17 protein-coding genes are annotated in these 14,614 nt (G+C 56.5%); 10 read left to right on the forward strand and 7 right to left on the reverse strand.

From position 1 onward, the window contains the following. Positions 1-166 precede the first annotated feature (166 nt). Entirely contained in the window at positions 167-1,498 is a 1,332-nt protein-coding gene (gene tig / locus GOV88_RS12050; RefSeq protein ID WP_171240586.1) for a trigger factor, read from the forward strand. A 97-nt stretch (positions 1,499-1,595) separates the two neighbouring features. Here tig and GOV88_RS12055 read toward each other — a convergent pair whose 3' ends face one another. From GOV88_RS12055 to rpsF, 6 genes are all read right to left on the reverse strand, one after another. Continuing rightward, on the reverse strand, positions 1,596-2,450 hold the full coding sequence (locus GOV88_RS12055; protein ID WP_171240587.1) for an acyl-homoserine-lactone synthase: 855 nt from the start codon (positions 2,448-2,450) through the stop codon (positions 1,596-1,598). A gap of 95 nt (positions 2,451-2,545) precedes the next feature. Beyond that, positions 2,546-3,247 carry a LuxR family transcriptional regulator gene (locus tag GOV88_RS12060; protein WP_171122165.1) on the reverse strand — a complete coding sequence of 234 codons (702 nt, stop codon included), beginning with the start codon at positions 3,245-3,247 and terminating at the stop codon, positions 2,546-2,548. A gap of 196 nt (positions 3,248-3,443) precedes the next feature. Then, positions 3,444-3,920: a lytic transglycosylase domain-containing protein gene (locus tag GOV88_RS12065; RefSeq protein WP_171122166.1), complete on the reverse strand. Its 477-nt coding sequence runs from the start codon at positions 3,918-3,920 to the stop codon at positions 3,444-3,446. 154 nt (positions 3,921-4,074) lie between these two features. Then, complete coding sequence (rplI, locus tag GOV88_RS12070; protein WP_171122167.1) at positions 4,075-4,698, reverse strand: 50S ribosomal protein L9; 624 nt, start codon at positions 4,696-4,698, stop codon at positions 4,075-4,077. A 12-nt stretch (positions 4,699-4,710) separates the two neighbouring features. After that, positions 4,711-4,938 (reverse strand): 30S ribosomal protein S18, encoded by a 228-nt coding sequence (gene rpsR, locus GOV88_RS12075; RefSeq protein WP_005608650.1) that lies wholly within the window; start codon positions 4,936-4,938, stop codon positions 4,711-4,713. A gap of 27 nt (positions 4,939-4,965) precedes the next feature. Continuing rightward, complete coding sequence (gene rpsF / locus GOV88_RS12080) at positions 4,966-5,319, reverse strand: 30S ribosomal protein S6 (protein WP_171122168.1); 354 nt, start codon at positions 5,317-5,319, stop codon at positions 4,966-4,968. 288 nt (positions 5,320-5,607) lie between these two features. Here rpsF and GOV88_RS12085 point away from each other — a divergent pair, with 288 nt between their 5' ends. Next, on the forward strand, positions 5,608-6,126 hold the full coding sequence (locus GOV88_RS12085) for a hypothetical protein (RefSeq protein ID WP_171122169.1): 519 nt from the start codon (positions 5,608-5,610) through the stop codon (positions 6,124-6,126). Between the two features lie 126 nt (positions 6,127-6,252). Beyond that, positions 6,253-6,825, forward strand: a complete 573-nt coding sequence (locus tag GOV88_RS12090) for a YceI family protein (protein ID WP_171122170.1) — start codon at positions 6,253-6,255, stop codon at positions 6,823-6,825. Between the two features lie 57 nt (positions 6,826-6,882). Here the strand turns inward: GOV88_RS12090 and GOV88_RS12095 are convergent, their stop codons facing one another. Further along, positions 6,883-8,109: a cytochrome b/b6 domain-containing protein gene (locus GOV88_RS12095; protein WP_171240588.1), complete on the reverse strand. Its 1,227-nt coding sequence runs from the start codon at positions 8,107-8,109 to the stop codon at positions 6,883-6,885. 171 nt (positions 8,110-8,280) lie between these two features. Between GOV88_RS12095 and fabD the strand changes: the two genes are divergently transcribed. The 7 genes from fabD to mltG all read left to right on the forward strand — a co-directional run bounded on the left by fabD (position 8,281) and on the right by mltG (position 14,611). Further along, positions 8,281-9,219 carry an ACP S-malonyltransferase gene (gene fabD / locus GOV88_RS12100; RefSeq protein ID WP_171240589.1) on the forward strand — a complete coding sequence of 313 codons (939 nt, stop codon included), beginning with the start codon at positions 8,281-8,283 and terminating at the stop codon, positions 9,217-9,219. A 41-nt stretch (positions 9,220-9,260) separates the two neighbouring features. Next, a complete protein-coding gene (gene fabG / locus GOV88_RS12105) occupies positions 9,261-9,998 on the forward strand; it encodes a 3-oxoacyl-[acyl-carrier-protein] reductase (RefSeq protein WP_171122173.1) in 738 nt (245 codons plus the stop codon). A gap of 209 nt (positions 9,999-10,207) precedes the next feature. Then, positions 10,208-10,441, forward strand: a complete 234-nt coding sequence (locus GOV88_RS12110) for an acyl carrier protein (protein ID WP_008756330.1) — start codon at positions 10,208-10,210, stop codon at positions 10,439-10,441. Positions 10,442-10,581: 140 nt separating this feature from the next. Further along, on the forward strand, positions 10,582-11,121 hold the full coding sequence (locus GOV88_RS12115) for a GNAT family N-acetyltransferase (RefSeq protein WP_171126535.1): 540 nt from the start codon (positions 10,582-10,584) through the stop codon (positions 11,119-11,121). A 118-nt stretch (positions 11,122-11,239) separates the two neighbouring features. Further along, positions 11,240-11,983 carry a HisA/HisF-related TIM barrel protein gene (locus tag GOV88_RS12120; protein WP_171122175.1) on the forward strand — a complete coding sequence of 248 codons (744 nt, stop codon included), beginning with the start codon at positions 11,240-11,242 and terminating at the stop codon, positions 11,981-11,983. Positions 11,984-12,184: 201 nt separating this feature from the next. Next, positions 12,185-13,450, forward strand: a complete 1,266-nt coding sequence (gene fabF, locus GOV88_RS12125) for a beta-ketoacyl-ACP synthase II (protein ID WP_171122176.1) — start codon at positions 12,185-12,187, stop codon at positions 13,448-13,450. Continuing rightward, positions 13,451-14,611 (forward strand): endolytic transglycosylase MltG, encoded by a 1,161-nt coding sequence (mltG, locus tag GOV88_RS12130; protein WP_171126536.1) that lies wholly within the window; start codon positions 13,451-13,453, stop codon positions 14,609-14,611. It abuts the gene before it with no gap. The last annotated feature ends 3 nt before the right edge of the window (positions 14,612-14,614 follow it).

Below are 14,614 nucleotides of genomic sequence, written 5' to 3' on the forward strand. Positions count from 1 at the left end.
CTGAAACGTCCCGGCGCATTTCGGGGCGTTTTTTTGCCCTTTTCGGCGGTAAAACAAGGTTGATCCCGGCTTTGCCTCTTGCACGCGGGCTACAGGACAAATAGAAGGCGTCAAATTTGCCCGGCGCGCCGTTTTGCGCGCCCCGAATCCTATGGGGACTACCATAATGCAGGTTACCGAGACGCTGAACGAAGGTCTGAAACGCGGCTACAACATCGTCGTATCCGCCGCTGAGCTGGATGAAAAGGTCAACGAAAAGCTGACCGAGGCGCAGCCGGAAGTCGAAATGAAAGGCTTCCGTAAAGGCAAGGTGCCGATGGCGCTGCTGAAAAAGCAGTTTGGTCAGCGCCTGCTGGGCGAAGCGATGCAGGAAAGCATCGACGGTGCGATGAACAAGCACTTTGAAGACAGCGGTGATCGTCCTGCGCTGCAGCCCGAGGTCAAGATGACCAACGAGGACTGGAAAGAAGGCGACGACGTCCATGTCGAGATGTCTTATGAGGCGCTGCCTGCGATCCCCGAAGTTGACCTGAAATCGGTTGAACTGGAAAAGCTGGTCGTAAAAGCCGACGACGCGGCCATCGAAGAAGCACTGAACAATCTGGCCGAAACCGCGCAAGACTTTAAAGCGCGCCGTAAGGGTTCAAAAGCCAAGGATGGCGATCAGGTCGTGATCGACTTTGTCGGCAAAGTGGACGGCGAAGAATTCGAAGGTGGCTCGGCCGAAGATTACCCGCTGGTTCTGGGTTCCAACAGCTTCATCCCCGGTTTTGAAGAGCAACTGGTTGGTGTGAAAGCCGAGGAAGAAAAAGACGTCAACGTCACTTTCCCCGAAGAATATGGTGCCGAGCATCTGGCGGGCAAAGAGGCTGTCTTTACCTGCACTGTGAAAGAAGTGAAAGAGCCTGTCGCAGCCGAAGTAAACGACGAGCTGGCCACTAAGTTCGGTGCCGAAGATCTGGAAGCCCTGAAGGGACAGATCGCCGAGCGTCTGGAAGCTGAATATGCGGGTGCTTCGCGCGCGGTGATGAAACGTGCGCTGCTGGACGTGCTGGACGAGAAGGTTTCGTTCGACCTGCCACCGTCGCTGGTGGAAGCCGAAGCTAAACAGATCGCGCATCAGCTTTGGCATGAGGAAAACCCGGACGTGGAAGGCCACGACCATGGTGAGATCGAGCCTACAGACGAGCACAACAAGCTGGCTGAACGTCGCGTACGTCTGGGCCTGCTGCTGGCGGAACTGGGCCAGAAAGCCGAGGTTGAGGTGACTGATGCCGAAATGACTCAGGCGATCATGAACCAGGCACGTCAGTACCCGGGTCAGGAACGTCAGTTCTTTGAATTCGTTCAGCAGAACGCCCAGATGCAGCAGCAACTGCGCGCGCCGATCTTCGAAGACAAAGTCATCGACTATATTGTCGAGCTGGCTCAGGTGGCTGACAAAGAAGTCAGCAAAGACGACCTGCAAAAAGCTGTAGAGGCTTTGGAAGAGGAATAAGCCTTTTCCGCCCATCTTGGGTGGGCAAAGAAAAACGCGGAGCCGTCTGGTAATGACGGCTCCGCTTGAGTGGCTTTAGTTGAATGAGGTAAGGGGGTTAGGCCTCATAAGCTAAAGCACGGGGGGTATTCAGCAGAGCGATCTTTTGCTCTAGCGTGAAACTCGCGGACAGCGTTTCAATCAATTGCAGAACGGATTTGACCTCTGCTTTGGTTGTGGCGGCTTTCATCTGTTCCACAAAATATTTTTCCAATTGGGTCAGTGGCTTGCGGTCGAAGTTTGCAGCCTGCTTTGGCTTGATTTTCGTTCCGGCGAACAGATCCAGCGCAGCCTCGTCGCTTAGAAAGACATCATGTTTGATACCCGCGTAGTCCCGAATTCCTGAAATCCGCTCTTCGGAGCAATCCATCAACGCCGCCATTGCGACCACTTTGCCCATCGGCTTGGCAGTGCCGACATAGTCGTATGGTGCGTTGCCGGACCGTTGCAGAACCCGGTTCATGACGGGATCAATCACGGCAACAGAGTCCAATACCCCCGCGGCCATCGCATATTCGAAAGAGCCGATCATGACTTCGCTGGTGACATATGAAACGGTGTTCTTGCCACGACCATGCGATAACTTTTTGGTGTCGACGCAAAACCGGGTGGCTTCCCAGACCTGCGCGCTGCGGATCGGAGGTTCACCGTCCAAAATCGAATGAAACACATCGGACAGCATGTGTGGCCCCGTGGTCTGCAACAGCCGCATGCAGCCAACGACATCCCCATCGTCGTTGATGCTGACAACATGTGCAGGGTGCAAGTCGTCGAACTGATCGCGTTCGCGCCCGTTTACAATGTTTACATCCCATCCCAACCGGTCGCCGAATACACGCGCCCGCAATTGGTACATTTCATCAAGGACATCTTTGAATTTATGTTGGTTGATACCATCAATTACGATGATCATATCCATCCCCCTACAGTCTGGTTACCGTGGAGGCAAAATTAACCATGTTCGAATCTTAGGCTATTGGGGGTATCCCGTAGGGTTTTGTGGTTTTGTTAACCAGGAGCTATCAAACCAAGACCAATTGCGCGCCCAATCGCCTGCGGAGTCGTCAAGGCCCCAAGCTTTTCCCGACCAGACCGCATGTGTACTTCAACGGTACGATGCGAAATTGAAAGGATGTCGCCGATGTCCTGCTGAGACTTACCTTCCGCGACCCACTGCAGGATTTCTTTTTCCCGCGTCGACAAGGCGGGCAGGTATAGCGCTTTGGCCAACAGGCCGGATTGCATGACCGTGTCATGGGCTTGCACCGCGGCCAGTTGCAAATCGCCCATGATATGTCTTTTCAGCCTTTCCCACTCGTCATCCGAGCAGTCCCGGGTAACATTTAGCAGCCCACAATCGCCGTAAGGCCCCCGCACCGGCACCGTTAATCCGCGGGACGTAATCCCGAAATCATGCGCGTCGCGAAATACGGTGTGGAATTTTTCGTCGTGATGGAACCGGCTCCAATCCACAGGTGCGATGCTGAGGAGAGATTGATGCAGTGTGGGGTCAAAATGGTGAAAACCTTGGTTCCCATAGTGAATCTTCCATTCATCGGGATAGTTCGCGTACCCCTGCACATCCCCCTTGACGGGATTGAACGTGGCGTAAGACGCATAGTCAAAGCCGAGCTCCTGGCAGACGGCATTTAATATGTCGGCGGCCGACTTCTCCTCATGGTCGATCGCGGCCAAGTCTATTAGTTTCACTTGTCCAACCTTTGTGGCGGCAGTTCTTTCCCCAAAGAAAAGCCATATCTGTCCATACTAAATCATACGTTGTGTCACCTATGCCATGAAGGGCAAGCAATTTGTGAGGCTTCGGCAGGTGTGTCGCAGTGAATTAGCTGCGAACAAAGGGCCAACGTGACATTCTGTCGGTGGATTTTTGCTTGTCGCGACGCCGCTATTCTGACCTCAGGCCGGTCTCAACAAGCATCCCGCGCGCTTTCGCCTCGGGGTAATACCCTTTCGCGTACAAAAAGATTGCGCGCTGCTGATCGCCGTCAGACAAAAGCCAAGCGCCTCGCAGGTATTTTCCTGCAAACTCCAGATTGGTATCCGCATCAAGCAAGCCTTTGGGGGTACCGGTATATCCCATTGACCTTGCAGTCGCGGGAAGGATCTGGAGCAAGCCATAATAAGGCCGGTTTACTGCCCATGGGCGGTGGGTGCTTTCCCGGATTGCCAGTTTGTGGACAAGCTCGCGAGGCAATTCATAATGATCGGCCCATTTGTTGATCGAAGCACGCAGTTCGGGCGTTTCGTTGGGGTAAAGCGGCGGATCGAACTGGGCGCGGGTTGGCGTTTCAGGGCCACCGCAAGCGGCTAGGGGGGCGGCAAGCAGCATGGCCAAAACGCTGCGTCGTAGGAGGAGGGGCATAAAAGGTCTCCGGTCATTCTGGGCGTGATGATAGGAATCAATCGTCAGACTGCAAGCGTAGGTGAAAAATCTGGCCGAATTTTGCCCGTAAAACGAGCCGACAAAAAAAGGCCGCACGAACCGTGCAGCCTTTTCATAGGTTAGACTACCAAAATCAGGCTTTGGTTTCGTCTTCTTCCTCAGCCGGAGCTTCTTCGGCCACCAGATCTTCGTCTTCAGACGCAGCGGACCCAATATCATCAAACAGCTCGGCGATCTCGAACTCTGCGGCGGCTTCTTCTTCAGCCGCCAGTTCTTGAATCGATTTGCCCGAAGCCTGCAGTTCGGCTTCTTCTTCCGAGCGGGCGACGTTCATCTTGATCTCAACTTCGACTTCGGGGTGCAGTTTGACTGCAACCGCGTGAAGGCCCAGCTCTTTGATCGGGGCGACCAGAGCGACCTGTTTTTTGTCGACGGTAAAGCCAGCTTCGGTCGCGGCGTCTGCGGCGTCACGCGGGGTGACCGAGCCGTACAGCGCGCCAGCATCCGATGCCGAGCGAATCACGATGAACTGCTGACCGTCCAGCTTTTCAGCCAGCGCTTCAGCTTCTTTCTTGGTTTCCAGGTTGCGTGCTTCAAGCTGTGCTTTCTGGGCTTCGAACGACGCGATGTTGGCGTCCGATGCGCTCAGGGCTTTGCCTTGGGGCAGCAGGAAGTTGCGGGCAAAGCCGGGCTTTACGTCAACGACGTCGCCCATCTGACCCAGTTTCGCAACGCGTTCCAGCAGGATAACTTGCATGTCAGTCTCTCCTTACTTCACGGCGTAGGGCAGCAGGGCGAGGAAGCGGGCGCGCTTGATAGCACGGGCCAGTTCACGCTGCTTTTTGGCCGAAACGGCGGTGATGCGCGAGGGAACGATCTTGCCACGCTCAGAGATGTAGCGCTGCAGCAGACGGGTGTCTTTATAGTCGATCTTCGGCGCATTCTCACCCGAGAACGGGCAGACCTTGCGGCGGCGGAAAAATGGTTTTGCGGCCATGGTTTATGTCCTTTCGTCAGGCGTTGATCAGCGGCGCTCGCGGCGGCCTTCGCGCTCATCGCGCTTCTGCATCTGGACCGAAGGGCCCTCGGCATGCTCGTCGACCTTGATGGTCAGAACGCGCATAACATCGTCGTGCAGTTGCATCAGGCGCTCCATCTCGTCTTTCGCAGCCACAGGCGCGTCAGTCTTGAGGAAGGCGTAATGGCCTTTGCGGTTTTTGTTGATCTTGTAAGCCATCGTCTTGACGCCCCAGTACTCGCTGTCGACGACGCTGCCGCCGTTGTCAGCCAGAACGGTGCCGAAATGTTCGACAAGGCTTTCTGCCTGCGCGTTGGACAGATCCTGACGCGCGATCACTACATGCTCATACAGTGGCATGTGCACTCCTGTTTATATCAAGGCGCACTTCAAAGGCGGGGCCATTCAACCCTTCGCGACCCTGCCACGAGAGGCTGCGCGATTCATACGATTAGCGAAGGATGGCCCCGTATACACGTTTATGGCCGGGGGGCAAGTCCCGTCACATATGCCTTGGTGAAGTCCTGCTATTTCCTTTGGGTTGCCCAATTCCTGACGCTTTTCAATTCGAAATTGAATTGCATACCGGGACAAAAACCGGACCACACACCGGACCCAAGTCGGCAACCTGAAAACAGGGTGAGAAAAATGACCGCGATTAATACGAATACGTTTGAACAGTCCGCGAGCAACGCGGCTTTTGAAAAATCAGTTCCAGTCCTCATCACTTTCGCCCCCAACTGGAAGGTGCGGATGGTTCTGGCCCGCGTTGTAGGCGCATTTCTGATTGTAATGTCCTTTTCGATGTGGCTGGCACCGGGCTCGGTCATGGCTGCGGAAGTATGGCCAATCAAACTGGTTGCATCGCTTGCTTTCTTGATCGTTGGGGTCAGTCTGCTGACAATTCAGGTTCTGGATGCGCGGCCTGATGCCTATTTCGACCCGATCCGCCGCGAGGTTCGGGTGTTGCAAAAGAACGAAAATGGACGCCCTCAGACCGTACTGCGTCGCAGCTATGACACGCTGGGTGGTGCCAAATTTTCCGACGATCAGGTTGAGCTGTTCGACGTCGATGGCAGCCTGTTGATGAAGTTGCCACTGCAGTCGGCGGATGTCAGCCGAGCGCTCAAGGGTCAATTGAGCGGAAGTGTAACGATCTTCGCGTGATTTCCACTCTGTTCAAAAAGGAACAGATGTTGTGAGAGAATAAGACTTGTGTGCCGCCCTTGGGCGGCACATTTTCGTTATCGAGCAACCCAACAGGTTTGCATCCATAACATTGCGGAGATTGTCATGAAATCCACACTTCTTGCTGCTGCACTGGCCGTATCAGCGACTTCGGTGTTTGCGAGCGCTGAAAAATACGTTCTGGACCCCAGCCACAGCCAAGTCATCTTCAGCTATAACCACCTTGGCTTTTCGACCACTTACGGCATGTTCTCGGGTTTTGAAGGCGAGATCATGTTTGATCAGGAAAACCCGGCAGCTTCGAGCGTGACCGTGTCCATGCCTGTTGTTGAGATGTTCACAGGTTGGAAGCCGCGCGAAGATCACTTCATGACCGAGGATTTCTTTGGCGCAGTTGAAGGTGATCTGGTGACATTCACCTCGACTGGTATCGAGGTCACTGGCGAGAATACTGCGAATATCACAGGTGACCTGACCATGAATGGCGTGACCAAGTCGGTTGTACTGGACGCCAAGCTCAATCAGGTTGGCGAACACCCGATGGCTGGCAAGCCTTGGGCGGGTTTCGACGCAACAACGACACTTGTGCGCAGCGAGTTCGACCTTGGCCAATTCGCGCCTTTCGTTGGTGATGAGGTTGAGGTGCGCATTTCCGTCGAGGCCCAGAAAGCCGACTAAGGCAATATTAGATATCGAATGCGAAACCGCCGGAGCCATAAGCTCCGGCGGTTTTTATCATTCGCCGCGTGTCGCGGTCAGGTCCACCGAGACAACAACAGCAAAGCCCAAGGACTCTTCGGTGGGCTGTGATGTGCCGATGTCGAAATCCACACGGTTCAGCTCTAATTGCCCGTTGACGGTTGCGCGATCGCCTTCAAGGTCCAGCGTGAATGGCAGAATGACATCTACGGATTTGTCACGGATTGACAGGGGCCCTCGTGCCTCATACCCGGTTTCGGTTTTGTACAGGTCTGCTTTGAACTGGGCTGTTGGAAACTGCGCGCTGTCAAAGAAATCCGCGCCCATGGCCTGACCGCTGACAGTGCCAAGGCTGAGCGATGGGATAGCAATCGTCACCTCGGCTGACCCGGCTAGCCCGGGCTGTTCCGGCTCATCAAACGCGATGGCGGCGGTCCATTCCTCGAATTGACCTGTCACGGGGCTGCCCAATTGTGCGATCGTTATGGCTAGGTTGCCCTCTTGAACTTGCCAGTCGGATTGTACCTCGGCCAGTTCGGTGGTGTCGGTGTCGGCGTGGGAATGATGGTCGAATGCACCGATGCTCCATCCGCTGATCAGAACTGCGCCCCAGACAGCCAGTGCTGTAAAAGCCGGAATGGCCGAGTGATGTTGCGCAGGTGGTTCAGGTGCCTTTGCGTTGCCCGGCAGCATTCGCCGAAGGGTGCTGTCCTTGTCGACGACATGGTGCTTGAGTGCCCCGGCAATGTGCAGGACCAGAGATCCCGCAAGTGTCCAGACGAACAGCCAATGCAGGCTGGCTGTGAGCTCTGCCAGATGCGCGGATTTTGGAACGAATGGCAAGTTTTGCCCGAACGGCCACAGGATCGGCGCAAAACCTTCCGCCGCTGCGTGATGCGCCCAACCGGTCAGAGGGACCAGAACCAATGACCCATAGAGAAGCCAATGAACGGTCTCGGCGGCGAAGGCTTCGGGTTTGTTATCGGCGTTCAAGAGGCCGGGCTTGGTTTGTGAGAAAGCCCAAAGGATACGGGCGAGCGCGACGAAGAAAACCGTGATGCCCACAGTCTTGTGCATTGAAAACAGACGAGCAGCCCGCGCGATGTCGTCCTCGGTGGTTGGGACCGTCGGATCATAAATGGCATGGGCAATGTCGTTTGCGATCCAGCCCAGCGGTAGGGCGGTCAAAATCAACAGGGCGGTCAGCCAATGAAAGGTCTTTGTGACGCTGCCATAACTGGAGAAGGTATTCGTCGCGGACATCTGATGCTCCGGAGGTAGTATCGCTTTGATCAACCTATCGCCATACAGTCAGGACACAATAGCGGGCCGCGCACAGCTATGGTGCCAAGGCGCAGACCCAAGGCAGTGCTTGTGCCGCGCGGTCACACGGTTTACACCCCGCCGCAACCTAACGTCATCCAAGAGGTTGCAATGACACGCGCATTTGTTTTCCCCGGGCAGGGCGCCCAGACCATCGGAATGGGCAAGGCTCTGGCCGAGGCGTATCCCACCGCGCAGGCGGTATTCGACGAGGTCGATGAGGCATTGGGCGAAAAGCTGAGCAGCCTGATCTGGGAAGGCGATATCGCTGAACTGACTCTGACCCAGAATGCACAGCCCGCATTGATGGCCACGTCGATCGCAGCGATGCGCGCATTGGAGGCTGAGGGCGTTTCCATCACGGATGCCGCATTTGTGGCGGGTCATTCGTTGGGCGAGTATTCGGCTCTGGCAGCGGCTGGTGCGTTGTCTGTTTCGGATACGGCGCGCCTGTTGCGCACCCGGGGACAAGCGATGCAAAGCGCTGTTCCAGTGGGCGAGGGCGCAATGGCCGCGATCCTTGGGCTGGATTTGGATGCCGTCCGCGCTGTGGCCGACGAAGCCGCGCAGGGTGAGGTTTGTCAGGCTGCAAACGACAACGATCCGACGCAGGTTGTGGTTTCGGGAGCGAAGGCCGCTGTGGAACGCGCTGCTGAAATTGCCAAGGAAAAAGGTGCCAAGCGTGCCGTGATGTTGCCGGTGAGCGCCCCTTTCCACTGCGGGTTGATGCAGCCTGCGGCGGATGTGATGGCTGAAGCTCTGGCCGGGGTTGAAATCAAGGCGCCTGCCGTGCCGGTGATCGCCAATGTCCGCGCCGAGGCCGTTAGTGACCCGGATCTGATCCGCCAGTTGCTGGTCGAACAGGTCACCGGCTCGGTCCGTTGGCGCGAAAGCGTTCAGTACATGGCCGCGCAGGGCGTGACCGAAACGTGGGAGATCGGGGCAGGCAAAGCCTTGTCGGGCATGATCCGCAAAATCGACCGCGCGATCGCGGGTAAAGCTGTTGGCACGCCGGATGACGTGCAGAATGTGACCCAGGCCGAATCGTAAGACACAGCGCATCGCTGGATGCGTATGAAAAGGATAATCGAATGTTTGATTTGACAGGTAAGAACGCACTGATCACCGGTGCCTCGGGCGGGATTGGCGGTGAGATCGCGCGCGTTTTGCATTCTGCGGGCGCGACTGTTGCGCTGTCGGGTACTCGGGTTGAGCCGTTGGAAGCCCTTGCTGGCGAACTGGGTGGTCGCGCCCATGTGCTGCCCTGTAATCTGAGTGACCCCGAGGCTGTGGCAGCCCTGCCGAAGCAGGCGGCCGATGCAATGGGGTCGGTCGATATTCTGGTCAACAACGCAGGTATTACCCGCGACAACCTGTTTATGCGTATGTCGGACGAGGAATGGCAGAGTGTGATCGACGTCAACATGACCTCGACCGCGAAGCTGTGCAAAGGCGTGCTGCGTGGCATGATGAAGGCGCGTTGGGGCCGGATCATCAACATCTCGTCTGTTGTGGGGGCCACGGGCAACCCCGGTCAGGCGAACTATGCCGCGTCAAAGGCGGGAATGGTTGGTATGACCAAGTCTCTGGCCTATGAGGTTGCCAGCCGCGGGATTACAGCGAACGCTGTGGCACCGGGGTTCATCACGACCGCAATGACCGACAAGCTGACAGACGACCAGAAGGCAGGAATTCTGGGACAGGTTCCTGCAGGTCGCATGGGGGATGCCTCGGAAATTGCGGCGGCGGTTCTGTATCTTGCCAGCCCCGAAGCTGGATATGTTACCGGAACCACCTTGCATGTTAACGGCGGTATGGCCATGTTGTGAGCGCGGATCGGGGCAGGTGCGAAAGCGTTTGCCTCGGGCGTTGTCTGTGCTATAGGCGGCGCATAAATGCAGGGGTCGGCCACATGGTCGGCCTTCTACTTTCCCGGTAATCGGGGACCTTAACCGCCCGGATCGGGCAAATCAAAGCCAGCCTGAGCGGGCGAGGGCAGAACCGGGCACTACGCCCTGAAACGGAATGAGGAATAGACATGAGCGACGTCGCAGATCGCGTTAAAAAGATCGTTGTTGAGCACCTGGGTGTCGAAGAAGACAAAGTAGCGGAAAACGCTTCTTTCATCGACGATCTGGGCGCGGACAGCCTGGACACTGTTGAACTGGTCATGGCCTTCGAAGAAGAGTTCGGCATCGAAATCCCCGATGACGCAGCCGAGACCATCCAGACCTTTGGCGACGCCGTCAAGTTCATCTCTGAAGCGTCCTAAGACCTTCGAATTCAGTAAAAAGCGGCGCTTCCGGGCAACGGAGGCGCCGTTTTTTGTGCCCCAGCGGAATTCTTGCTTGTCAGCCGTGATATTCCTACGCAACCATTTGGGCGAGGCATAAATATCTGAGCGGGCAGGGCATGATACGATCCACCCCGATGATCAACACGGCACGTCTGACGCTTTGCGGCATGCGGCCCGAGGATTTTAACCGGTTCGCCGAAATCTGGCGCAACCCCTGTGTCGTGCGCCATATCGGCGGCACGCCTCGATCCCGTGGCGAAGCGTGGGATTCGTTCCTTAGAAACGCAGGGCACTGGCAAATGGCCGGATTTGGCCAGTGGGCGGTCATTCAACAATCGAATCGTCAGATGATCGGGCAGGCGGGGTTTTTCTATGGAAATCGTGCCTTGGGCGACGACTTTGACAGTTTTCCTGAGGCTGGATGGGTTCTGGCACCCGAAGCGCAGGGTCGGGGTTTGGGCTTGGAGGCGGCGCAGGCCGCGCATGATTGGTTTGATCGAATTATGCCTGGGCCATTGGTTGCATTGGTGAATTCTTCAAATTCGTCTTCTCAGAAGCTGGCGGAAAAGCTGGGGTACGAGTTGATAAGAGAAAGCGAGTTCCAAGGTTCACCCGTTCATCTTTTGCGTCGAAACGGACCTCCTATGCGCCACTGAAACGCAAGGTGCGATGCCGCAAATTGCCCGTAGTTTGCCGAAACTGGAAGAACGCGGCCGCTGCTCTCTGACTATGATATTCTGGATTTCCAGATTGATTGGGCGGAGGAGCAAGCTCATGAGGATTTACCCCACGATGGAACTGCAGGGCGGCCGGTGCGTTACGCTGGACAAGGGCCGCTTGGACGAGGCGATGATTTGGCATGTGAATCCTTCAGAAACGGCGCATGGCTGGGCCACCGCCGGAGCTGAGTGGATGCACCTGACGGATTTCGACGCAATCGAAGGGCGCGACACGAACTCGGAACTGGTCGAAGAGATTATCCGTTCGGCAGAGATTCCCGTGCAGTTGGCGGGTGGCATGCGGACCCGCGAGCAAGTTGAATATTGGATCGACAAGGGCGCCGGGCGGATCGTGATCGGTACCTTGGCGGCCTGGGACCCCAATCTGGTCAAAGAGCTTGCCAAGCTGCATCCGGACCAGATCGTTTTGGCCGTGGACGTCTGGCAGGGTCAGGTCATGACCGAGGGCTGGCGCAGTCAGAGCGCCTTTACCCCCGAGGCATTTATTGAGGCATTCGCCGACACGCCTTTCGCCGCCATTCTCGTGACTGATATCGACAGCGATATGGAAGACGTTGAGGCGCAGTTGGGTTTGATCTCGGGTCTGGCCGAAAAGTCTCGTACGCCTATCATCGCAAGCGGCGTTGTGCGTACTGCGGATGACATTTCTCGTTTGGCCTACATCCCCAATATCTCGGGTGCACTTGTCGGTCGGGCGTTGTTCCGCAAGACAATTGACTTGTCAGAAGCCCTGAGCGTCGCAAGCGCGGCTCATGAGCCCGTGGCGGAATTTCAGTAAGATAAGTCCGAATCCTCTGTCCGCCTCCTCATCTATTTTGAGGGGGCGGATTATTTTTTAGGCTTGGGGTTACCGCTTTCGGCATTTCTTTGCCTTTCGCAGCGTCAGGTGTTCAACGCAGAATTTGCTGTTGCTCTTGCCCCCGCACCCCGGCACGGGGTATGAGCGTTTCTTAAACACGAAGCAGGCAAGAGGCACTTCATGCGCAGAGTCGTTGTAACCGGTCTGGGATTGGTCACTCCGTTGGCCAGCGGGGTCGAGGAAACCTGGTCACGGCTGTTGGATGGAGAATCCGGCGCGGGACCAATCACGCTGTTCGACGCCGAGGCAAGTGGGGTCACGACGACCTATGCCTGCGAAGTCCCCCGCGGCGATGGAACAAACGGGACGTTCAACCCCGATGAATGGATGTCGCCAAAAGAGCAGCGTAAGGTTGAAGACTTCATTCTATATTCGATCGCGGCTGCTGAAATGGCCTGCAAGGACGCGGATTGGCTTCCCGAAGATGAAGAGGCGCGCCTACGTACCGGTGTTCTGATCGGTTCGGGGATTGGTGGTCTGGGATCCATTGCGGAAACGGCGAACTTGATCCGTGACAAGGGGCCACGCAGGGTGTCCCCCTTCTTTATTCCCGGCGCGTTGATCAACCTGGCCTCGGGTCAGGTTTCCATCCGCCACGGTTTCAAGGGGCCGAACCATTCGGTGGTGACTGCATGTTCGACAGGCGCCCACGCAATCGGCGACGCAAGCCGGATTATCCGTGCAGGAGACGCCGATGTCATGGTCGCAGGTGGCGGCGAAGGCTGCATCTGCGAGATCGGCATCGCGGGCTTCAATGCCTGCAAGGCGCTATCGACCAAATATGCAGATAACCCCAAAGCCGCGAGCCGTCCTTACGATGTTGATCGTGACGGGTTTGTCATGGGTGAGGGGTCCGGAATCGTCATTCTGGAAGAATACGAGCACGCCAAGGCGCGTGGCGCGAAGATTTATGCCGAAGTGTTGGGATACGGCATGTCCGGCGACGCCTACCATATCACCGCCCCCAGCGAGGATGGTGATGGTGCAGAGCGTTCAATGCAGGCCGCGCTGCGCAGTGCCGGGCTGGAGCCAAAGGATCTGGACTATATCAACGCGCACGGCACGTCGACCATGGCGGACACAATTGAGCTGGGCGCAGTTGAACGTTTGCTAGGCGAACACGCCGCAAACGCGACCATGTCCTCGACCAAATCTGCCACAGGCCACCTGCTTGGGGCTGCTGGCGCGATTGAGGCGATCTTTTCTATCCTGGCAATCCGGGATCAGGTGGCCCCGCCGACGATCAATCTGGACAATCCCGCTGTTGAAACACCTATCGACTTGGCTCCGAACGCCAAGCGAGAGCGTGAGATCAACGTGGCACTGTCCAACTCGTTCGGGTTTGGTGGCACGAATGCCAGCGTGATCTTCGGAAAGGCCAGCTAAATGTGGCGCGCTCTGGCGTCCAATATGCTGACCATTCTGGTGGTCGGCCTGTTCTTGTCGGGCGGACTTATCCTTTGGGGGCAGTCGCGTTATAAAAACGAAGGCCCTCTGGAAACCGCGATCTGCCTTCAGGTCGAGCGCGGGTCCAACATGACCGAAGTCAGTCAGAAACTGGAGGATCAGGGCGCGATCAGTAGCGCGATGATCTTTCGTATGGCGGCAGATTACACGGACAAAGCCCCGCAGTTGAAAGCGGGCAGTTTCCTGGTGCGCGAAGGTTCGTCGATGGAGCAGATCATCGACGAAATCACGCGTAGCGGTGCCAGTACCTGCGGGTCCGAGATTGAGTACCGCATTGGTGTGACGCGTATCCAGACTCGGGTGCGTGAGCTGAATCCAGCAACGCTCGATTTTGATGAGATTGCGTCATTCGATGTCGCCGAAGAGGAGGCACCCGCGGCCTATACCGAGAAACGCAATGACGCTGATACGCGCTATCGGGTTTCGGTGGCCGAAGGCGTTACCGCGTGGCAGGTGGTCGAAGGGCTGAAGCAGATTGATGCGCTGACCGGGGAAGTTACCGAAATTCCTGCAGAGGGAATGTTGGCACCCGACAGTTATGATGTGGTACGCGGCGCTGACAGGAACGCCATTCTGCAGGGTATGCAGGACAGGCAGCAGTTGCGCGTCAACGCGGTCTGGGAAAAGCGACAGGATGATCTGCCAATCAGCAGCCCGGAAGAAATGCTAATTCTCGCGTCGATCATCGAAAAGGAAACAGGCGTTCCGCATGAGCGTGGACAGGTGGCCAGTGTTTTCGTGAACCGTCTTGAGCGTGGCATGAAGTTGCAGACAGACCCGACCGTCATTTACGGCGTAACGAAAGGTCAAGGGACCTTGGGTCGCGGCTTGCGTCGGAGCGAACTTCGCCGCGCAACGCCTTGGAATACGTATGTGATTGACGGTTTGCCGCCAACTCCGATTGCAAGTCCAGGTCTAGCAAGCCTGGAAGCCGCCGTAGCCCCGGAAGACACGAACTATGTGTTCTTTGTTGCGGACGGTACAGGCGGGCATGCTTTTGCGGAAACGTTGGACGAGCATAACCGTAATGTCGCCAAATGGCGTGAGATAGAAGCCGAACGCCAAAGTTCAGGAAACTAAAAA

The organism is Ruegeria sp. HKCCA5491, from assembly GCF_013034565.1.
In the GTDB taxonomy this organism is placed as follows: Bacteria; Pseudomonadota; Alphaproteobacteria; order Rhodobacterales; family Rhodobacteraceae; genus Ruegeria.

What these genes read in the sequence shown, in the direction of transcription:
- GOV88_RS12120 (WP_171122175.1), top strand. Translation starts at nt 11,240, where the DNA reads ATGAGGATTTACCCCACGATGGAACTGCAGGGCGGCCGGTGCGTTACG.
- tig (WP_171240586.1), top strand. Translation starts at nt 167, where the DNA reads ATGCAGGTTACCGAGACGCTGAACGAAGGTCTGAAACGCGGCTACAAC.
- rplI (WP_171122167.1), bottom strand. Translation starts at nt 4,698, where the DNA reads ATGCAAGTTATCCTGCTGGAACGCGTTGCGAAACTGGGTCAGATGGGC.
- GOV88_RS12055 (WP_171240587.1), bottom strand. Translation starts at nt 2,450, where the DNA reads ATGATCATCGTAATTGATGGTATCAACCAACATAAATTCAAAGATGTC.
- rpsF (WP_171122168.1), bottom strand. Translation starts at nt 5,319, where the DNA reads ATGCCACTGTATGAGCATGTAGTGATCGCGCGTCAGGATCTGTCCAAC.
- GOV88_RS12085 (WP_171122169.1), top strand. Translation starts at nt 5,608, where the DNA reads ATGACCGCGATTAATACGAATACGTTTGAACAGTCCGCGAGCAACGCG.
- GOV88_RS12115 (WP_171126535.1), top strand. Translation starts at nt 10,582, where the DNA reads ATGATACGATCCACCCCGATGATCAACACGGCACGTCTGACGCTTTGC.
- rpsR (WP_005608650.1), bottom strand. Translation starts at nt 4,938, where the DNA reads ATGGCCGCAAAACCATTTTTCCGCCGCCGCAAGGTCTGCCCGTTCTCG.
- GOV88_RS12090 (WP_171122170.1), top strand. Translation starts at nt 6,253, where the DNA reads ATGAAATCCACACTTCTTGCTGCTGCACTGGCCGTATCAGCGACTTCG.
- fabD (WP_171240589.1), top strand. Translation starts at nt 8,281, where the DNA reads ATGACACGCGCATTTGTTTTCCCCGGGCAGGGCGCCCAGACCATCGGA.
- fabF (WP_171122176.1), top strand. Translation starts at nt 12,185, where the DNA reads ATGCGCAGAGTCGTTGTAACCGGTCTGGGATTGGTCACTCCGTTGGCC.
- mltG (WP_171126536.1), top strand. Translation starts at nt 13,451, where the DNA reads ATGTGGCGCGCTCTGGCGTCCAATATGCTGACCATTCTGGTGGTCGGC.
- GOV88_RS12110 (WP_008756330.1), top strand. Translation starts at nt 10,208, where the DNA reads ATGAGCGACGTCGCAGATCGCGTTAAAAAGATCGTTGTTGAGCACCTG.
- fabG (WP_171122173.1), top strand. Translation starts at nt 9,261, where the DNA reads ATGTTTGATTTGACAGGTAAGAACGCACTGATCACCGGTGCCTCGGGC.
- GOV88_RS12065 (WP_171122166.1), bottom strand. Translation starts at nt 3,920, where the DNA reads ATGCCCCTCCTCCTACGACGCAGCGTTTTGGCCATGCTGCTTGCCGCC.
- GOV88_RS12095 (WP_171240588.1), bottom strand. Translation starts at nt 8,109, where the DNA reads ATGTCCGCGACGAATACCTTCTCCAGTTATGGCAGCGTCACAAAGACC.